5 protein-coding genes are annotated in these 7,361 nt (G+C 56.7%); 4 read left to right on the top strand and 1 reads right to left on the bottom strand.

Annotation, left to right across the window (positions count from 1 at the left end; translation table 11 throughout):
• The first annotated feature begins 273 nt into the window (after window positions 1-273).
• A complete protein-coding gene (locus A7X77_RS30825) occupies window positions 274-2,046 on the top strand; it encodes a monovalent cation:proton antiporter-2 (CPA2) family protein (RefSeq protein ID WP_064686591.1) in 1,773 nt (590 codons plus the stop codon).
• Here the strand turns inward: A7X77_RS30825 and A7X77_RS30820 are convergent.
• Window positions 2,043-2,810: a gamma-glutamylcyclotransferase gene (locus tag A7X77_RS30820; RefSeq protein ID WP_064686590.1), complete on the bottom strand. Its 768-nt coding sequence runs from the start codon at window positions 2,808-2,810 to the stop codon at window positions 2,043-2,045. The two genes, A7X77_RS30825 and A7X77_RS30820, sit on opposite strands and share 4 nt — an antisense overlap.
• Before the next feature lie 706 nt (window positions 2,811-3,516).
• Between A7X77_RS30820 and A7X77_RS30815 the strand changes: the two genes are divergently transcribed.
• From A7X77_RS30815 to A7X77_RS30805, 3 genes are all read left to right on the top strand, one after another.
• The gene (locus tag A7X77_RS30815) at window positions 3,517-4,545 is read left to right on the top strand and encodes a DNA adenine methylase (protein WP_245293813.1); all 1,029 of its coding nucleotides are present in this window, start codon (window positions 3,517-3,519) and stop codon (window positions 4,543-4,545) included.
• Window positions 4,546-4,552: 7 nt separating this feature from the next.
• Entirely contained in the window at window positions 4,553-6,688 is a 2,136-nt protein-coding gene (locus tag A7X77_RS30810; protein ID WP_064686589.1) for an ATP-binding protein, read from the top strand.
• A gap of 1 nt (window position 6,689) precedes the next feature.
• The coding region (locus A7X77_RS30805; RefSeq protein ID WP_156668183.1) for a hypothetical protein at window positions 6,690-7,361 on the top strand (672 nt) is incomplete at its 3' end.

The following is a 7,361-nucleotide window of genomic DNA, read 5'->3' as shown; positions in this document are numbered from 1 at the left end:
CAGAACGCGAGCGTGTCCGAGGAACTGGCACAGTGGAGGGAATTGGCGGTATCCACCGACTTCACCGCCTAACCTCGTTTTGGTCGGCCCTGGCGACATCCCGCCCGGGCTGACCTCGCTTGGGTACGACAGATACCTTCAGGTCTCCAGGACAGCTCGCTACCGAGTTGTGAATTTTTGCTGCCTGGTGAGAAAGCGATTGCCCATCGGACATTCGGCGGAGCAACGTTAAACGCGGGCCGTAAAGTTCGCCAAGTGGTCGGGGAGTGTGAAATGGCTGCTGAAGCACACGGCATGGACCTTTTGCCTGTTATCGGGCTCCTTGGTGCGGCAATAGTTGCGGCTCCGCTGTTCAAACGTCTCGGCCTTGGCTCCGTCCTCGGCTATCTCGCCGGCGGCGTTGTGATAGGCCCATTTGGCGCTCGCCTGCTCGATGATCCGGCCTTCATCCTGAATGTCGCCGAGCTCGGCGTTGTGATGTTCCTCTTTATTATCGGCCTTGAGATGAGGCCCTCGCGCCTGTGGGGTCTCCGGCGCGAAATCTTTGGGCTTGGGGTTGCGCAGGTTGGACTATGCGCTGTGTGCCTCACCGCAATTGGTGTGTTTACGGGCTTTCCGTTAGCGCCATCTTTCGTCGCGGGAGCCGGTTTCGTGCTGACCTCGACAGCGATCGTTATGCAGCTTCTCGAGGAACGAGCCGAGCTTCCGACACCAAAAGGCCAGCGAATCGTCTCCATCCTCTTGCTGGAAGACATGGCGATCGTGCCTTTGCTGGCATTGGTCGCATTTCTCGCGCCGATCGTTCCGGGAACTCCGGCCGCGAATGAAGGCATAAATTGGCTCGCCATCGGCATCGGGGTGGCGACGATCGCGGGTCTGGTCCTTGCCGGGCGCTATCTCTTGAACCCGCTGTTCGGAATGATAGCCAGCGCTGGTGCGCGGGAGGTCATGACTGCCGCGGCACTCCTCGTGGTGCTCGGCTCCGCCTACGTGATGCAACGCGGCGGCCTGTCTATGGCTATGGGCGCTTTCCTTGCCGGTGTGCTGTTGTCAGAGTCGGCTTTCCGGCATCAATTAGAGGCCGACGTCGAGCCGTTCCGCGGCATTCTGCTGGGCCTGTTCTTCCTGGCAGTCGGCATGTCGCTCGATCTAAGCGTCATTGCTGACAACTGGCGGACCATCCTCTTCTACGTTGTCGCGTACATGGTCGCGAAGGCGCTTGTCATCTACGCGGTTGCCCGGGTCTTCAGGTCCTCCCATTGGGAGGCACTCGAGCGGTCGATATTCATGGCACAAGGCGGTGAGTTCGCCTTCGTGCTCTACACGGCAGCATTGTCGGTCGGTATCATTACCCTCGAACAGAGCGCGATACTGACCTCTATCATCATTATTTCGATGGTTTTGACACCGCTGCTGATCGCGCTCCTGAGTTTCGTGGAGAAGTCCATTCCGCCTTCACTGGAAGGCGCTCGGCGACCGGAGAATCTCAAAGGAAGCGTCCTGATCATCGGCTTTGGCAGAGTTGGGCAGATCGTTAGTCAGCTCCTGCTCGACCGCGGCCATGACATCTCGATCATTGATACCGACGTCGAGATGATCAACACGGCGCGAGAGTTCGATTTCGAGGTCTACTATGGCGATGGAAAGCGGCTCGACATTCTGCATGCAGCGGGGGCTGAACGTACCAAGGCGATCGTCGTTTGTGTCGACAAATCCGAGGACGCGACGCGGATCGTCGAACTTGTGAAGGCAGAGTTCCCCTCCGTCCCAGTCCTGGCGCGCGCGGCCGACCGACGCCATGCGCTCGACCTTCTCAAGGCAGGCGCTGATTTTCACATCCGCGAGACCTTCGAGTCCGCCATGGTTCTTGGCCGAAGGGCACTCGAAACGTTGGGTGCGGAATTGCATCAGATCGATGAAATCGTCGACGGAGTTCGCGAGCGCGACAGCCAACGCTTTCAACTTGAGATTTCCGGAGGGCTGTATGCCGGCAGGCCGATGTTCAGTGGAAAGCGCTCCCGGCAGGAAGTTTCACCGGACGCCTAGCGCTGCTTTTCAACGAACTCTGCCGAGGGAGTGATTGGAGCGGCCCGTCGATGCGCATGCGGGAGCGAGACGGCGTGGCTCGGGTGCAGCATTCTGATCTCGTTAGCGACCAATTGCTGAAGCCGCCATAGTTTTCGATCGTGTATTCCGAACTCCTCGAGATGGAGAACGGTGTTGTAGAGGTATTCGGCACAGGAGCCAGCGTAGCCGCACGCTCTGGCCAAAATCCATGCCACGCGTTCAAGCGGTTGTCGAAGCGCAACCCCATCGCCGGCGATAGGCCCTACCCAGAAACTCAAAGCCTTGATCGGTCCTTTCTCGGTCAAGGTCCTGACCCATCGCGTCGTGTATACGCTTTCTTGGTCCCAAACCTCCCGACGCAGCAGCCGCTCGATCGCCTTTCGGCGGTCAGTTCTCGCGACCTTGAGGAGAAATCCGTCACATCGCCCGCCCCGCTCGAGGGCCATCATTAGCCCTGGCTGCTCAGGCGTGCCCCTCCACGTGAGCAGCTCGAGGCAAAACGATCGGTGCCAACCAAAGGCCGCTCCTCGCAATCGCTCGGTGATCTCGAATTCCGGTTTCCAGATGAGCGAGCCATATGCAAAAATCCAGAGATCACCATCTCCGTTTTCCTCAGAGAACCTAGAAACCAATTCGCCGTAGTCCGCATCAGAAAGTGGTGTCCACCGTCCATCGGGTTCGGGTTCCGGCTCCTCTCGTTCGCAAAGCGCAACGAGCTCCGGTGTAAGAGACATTTCGCGCATAAACACACCTCGAATGCGACTCAGGAGGCTGGCCGCCGCCTATCTTGTGGCTGAAATCATCAGCATGCTAGGATTGAGTTCTTGAATTCAGGGTTCGGCGCTTGTGACCTTGGGTTTCACCGTTGGAGATGTCGGGGCTTTCTGTTTCCCCTCTGGCTCTGCATTGACTGGTGTGGTTCGTCACATACCTCTGACAAGCGCCGAATTGAAAACATTCAGTTTTTCTGAAACCGGCTTCAGATACCATTGGTCGATTCCTCAGATACCCTTGATCAGGTGCGGCATCTACATCGCGTTCCATTGACCAACTCTGCAACCGTGCGGCAAGCCCCTGCATTTCCAAGGGAATTCATGACAGATGTGGCTTACGCCGCGCTGGACCTGAAGAACGAGGCCGGGCCTCCCCTTCCCATTTAACTCCAGTCAGTTTCCTGTCCCCCGCTCCGTCGGACTGATCCGCAGCTATCTGCCGGCGATCGCACTCGGGCGGATAGCTTCGTTCCTCGGGCTCGCCATTAGGTCGAGGCTCCCTTGGGCTAGCCAGGTCCGGCCTCAAACATCAGCGTCCAACACCGGGGGGTGACAAATGCGATTGTTGCCGCGACAGTTGTTATGGATGAAGTGATAAGCGTTTAGCTCTGGTGTTGTGGAATATTCCTGAGCGACTTACGTTAGTTTAGCGCGAAGATTCGCGGCGGGATGGTATATGAAAGTTGAAACTCAGGAACACGTAGATACCGCCGATACCATGAGGGTCGTAAATTGGTGCACGCGATCGGACATCTCACCGCTTCGCTACCCTGGCGGGAAAAGAAAACTCGCACCGTTAATTGCAGACTTGATCTCGAAAACGAATATCCGGCCAGCTCTGTTTGTTGAGCCCTTTGCTGGAGGGGCATCGGTTTCGATCTCGCTTCTCGAGGCGAACCACGTCGATACGATCGCGCTCGCGGACGCTGACCCTCTCCTCTCCTCCTTTTGGGAGGTCGTGTTTTCGCCTCAGGCGGAGGCACTCACCAACATGGTCTACGATGCTGACGTGACCCTGGACGAATGGAAGCGCCTCAAGCATGCCGATGTCGCGACAGGCCTTGAAGCGGCCTACAAATGCCTCTTCCTGAATAGAACCAGCTTCTCCGGCTCCCTCAACCGCAAGGCTGGACCTATCGGAGGCATGACCCAAGCCGGGGACTACAAGATCGGCTGCCGCTTCAATCAGTCTAAGCTGGCAGAACGAATCCTCGAACTTTCCCGTCTTCGTCATCGTGTACGGTTTGTCAGAAATGAAAGTTATGCGAAGACAGTCCGTGACATCCGCAGAACAGCAATTTACCGCGACAGTCCCAATAAGGTTTTCTGGTACCTCGATCCGCCGTTTTTCGCGAAGGCGGACAAACTCTATCGGTGCCATTTTGGTCATCGAGACCACGAGACCCTAGCTCGCGCCACCGAAAGCATACCGGGCAGATGGCTGCTTTCCTATGACGACCATCCCGAAGCTCGGAGGCTCTACGGCCGTCATCCCGGCTATGCTCTTGTCAATCTGCAGTATTCCGCCCGGATCGACGAGAAAAACCGACTGGTGGCAAAGGAGATCGTGGTCTCGGATATCATTTCGGAACTCCGGGCAGCAGGCAAATTGCAGGACGGCGCAGAAGTAATTCAGATACCTCGCCGCCGGCAGAATGCGCCGGCTAATATTGAGGTCGTCGAACGAAACATTGCGATTGGATAGAACTTAGATGATCGAAAGCCTCGTCAAAACCATGTCCGCGGGTACAAATCCCCTTAGTGCATTGCTAGACGAGAGCAGTGGATCGGCCCTAGTGGGACACACCATCCACACCTCCTACGACTCCACGATCGTCATGACGAACGACAAGTGGCGGGAGGGAGCCGGTGGCATCCCCATGAACAGCTACCTTCTGGCTTGTAGCGCCGATCCGAAGGACATGGTGGGCGCTCACCCCATCGACAGGAGAATCTTGCTCTTGCGGGTAGTTGGCCGCGCGGAACTCGCGACCGATCGTGACGTGGTGCGTGCAGTGATGGAGCACTTCCAGGACAATCCTGCCACGAAGGACCCGGCATTCCGGATGGACGAACCTATCTCGTTCTCCATGCTCCAGTGGAGCGGCGTCGAATGTAAAATCCTCGGTACATTTTACCTCGACGGATCATCCAAGCTAAACTTCGGCGCTGACGCCGAAGACTTCTTTGCCGCAAGGCATATGACAGTCCGCAAGCCAGGCCCCGAGGCGCTCTCCACGATCGTCAACTTTGTTGACCCTATCAGAAAAGCCAAGGCCGAGAAGGACGCACTCGCGCTGGGAATGAAACGCCCGCCCGCTGCCTTTGAGGTAGGAACGGTCCGCTTTACGTCGTCAAACCAGCTCTCTCTCCGCCCTGGTCAGCCCGCTGTCCCGGTAAAAATCTTCCCCGGAGACTTCTTGGCCCGCAGAACTGCTGTATTCGGAATGACCCGCACGGGGAAATCAAACACGACTAAGACGATGGTATCCGCCGTCGCTCTGTCTGCGTTCGAGTCGGATTCTCCGATTGGGCAGATTATTCTCGATATCAACGGCGAATACTCAAACGCCAACAACCAGGACGCCGGAAGTTCCATCGCCGACGTTTTCTCCGATAACACGGTCCGCTATCGCATCGGTGAAAAAGCAGGTTTCCGGGACGTACGGGTGAACTTTTACGAGAACCTCGAAGTCGGACATCAGTTCATCGTCGACAATCTCAACTCCGACGGCGCTTCTCTGAATGACGATCTCAAGACGTTCGCGTCATGTGATCTCGTGGAGCCAGACAAGTCCAATCCAAGTGTTCATGGGCGCTGGAAACGCCGAGTGGCGCTCTACCGCACCATTCTGGCCGAGGCTGGATTCGAATATCCGAATGGTTTCACCATCGAGTTCGAAGCCAACAAAGCCGCCCTTGCCAAGATGTTCGAACACGTCATTCCAAAGGACGACCACGCAAAATATACGAACGCCGACCAGCGGATCGCCGCCGTCGTCCAGCATTTCGAGTTGACCCCAGGCGGTGTTGGGTATCGGGTTTCGCCGTCTTGCTCTGCGAGATTCTGGTCCGAAGTCCGCAATGTCGAACGTGCGACGACCGGAGGGATAGAAAAAGCCAAGGACGAGAAGTGGCTCAACACTGAGGACGTGGCGATGCTTGCTGTGCTTGTTGGAAAGTCCAGCAAGACCGACGGGCTAATCCGCGCTCTGAACGCCATCAAATCGGCTGCAGCTGGTTTTCACTCGGCCTCGGGGTCTTTCAATATCACCCGGGAAATCTACGACCTGCTCTCTGCTGGCCGCATCGTGATCGTGGACCTTTCGGTTGGAAAGCCTTCCATCAGAGAGACCATGTCGGAGCGCATCGCGAGCGGGATTTTCAACACCTCGTCGGCGCTTTTTCCATCCGGTCAGGCTGCCCCGCGCATCGTTCTCTATGTTGAGGAAGCCCACAATCTCATAGGCAAGAAGGCCGATCTGAACACGACCTGGCCTAGAATTGCGAAAGAGGGAGCAAAGTACGGCATGTCGCTTGTGTACGCGACACAGGAGCCGTCTTCCATCCATCCGAACATTCTTTCGAACACCGAAAACTTTTTCGTCACGCACCTGAACAACGACGACGAGATACGAACGCTTTCGAAATACTACGACTTTGAAGACTTCGCACCCAGTCTCAAGCGCTGCCAGGACGTAGGCTTCGCGAGGATAAAAACGCTCAGTTCGAACTTCACAACGCCGACCCAGATCATGCTTTTTGATCCGGCCGCCGTGGGTAGCAAGTACAGGAACGCCAAGGCTTCGGCATCCAGTTGGTTCTCTCCGCTGAAGACCGGAGCTTGAAATGCCGTACATGAATGAAAGGGCCTCGGCGGGCGGCGGTTTCGATGTTCTAAACGATCCGGAAGTGCAGCGCTTCATCAACTCAGTGCAGACGGTGCAAGACCACAGCGGGAAGATCGATTTGATCCGGCAGCGAATGGTCGATGTCAGCCATCTGGTCAAGGAGTTGGATGAAGGCGTGGTCATGGCAAGCGACGCCTCCCCGTACGAGTCGATCGTCCACGAAAACTTTCCCTCGGTACGCGTCGGGGTCATCAAATTTTCCAACGTTTTGATCTTTGTCGACCAATACAAGCGGCTGCGCGACCGCAACACCGCATTCGTCGACCCCGTCGATATTGCGGAACTCAAAAAGAAGTCAAACCAGAGCAAGATCATACTGCCGGGAGCCGGCATCACCCATGCAGATCATCCCAAGGCGAAGTCGTTCTTTCGAGCATCGGTGTTTGAGAACATATTCCACGCCGAACAGTTCCGTTGCGAAGGCATTAGCCTGTACGACACCTTCGTAGAGCTCCTGAGGCGAAGCGGAAAGGCCAACCAACCAGGGGGCGCGCCGCAGCCGTACGGCGAAGACGCTCAAGCTATCGGTTCCATTGTCATCACGCACGGACGCGAAGGCGTCGTGTTCAAGAACAGATCACCCATAGACGGCGTAGAACTCCCTCAGAAC

The sequence above is a fragment of the Rhizobium bangladeshense genome (genome assembly GCF_001662075.1).
Lineage (GTDB): Bacteria > Pseudomonadota > Alphaproteobacteria > Rhizobiales > Rhizobiaceae > Rhizobium > Rhizobium bangladeshense_B.
This window is presented reverse-complemented; position numbering and strand designations above follow the sequence as displayed.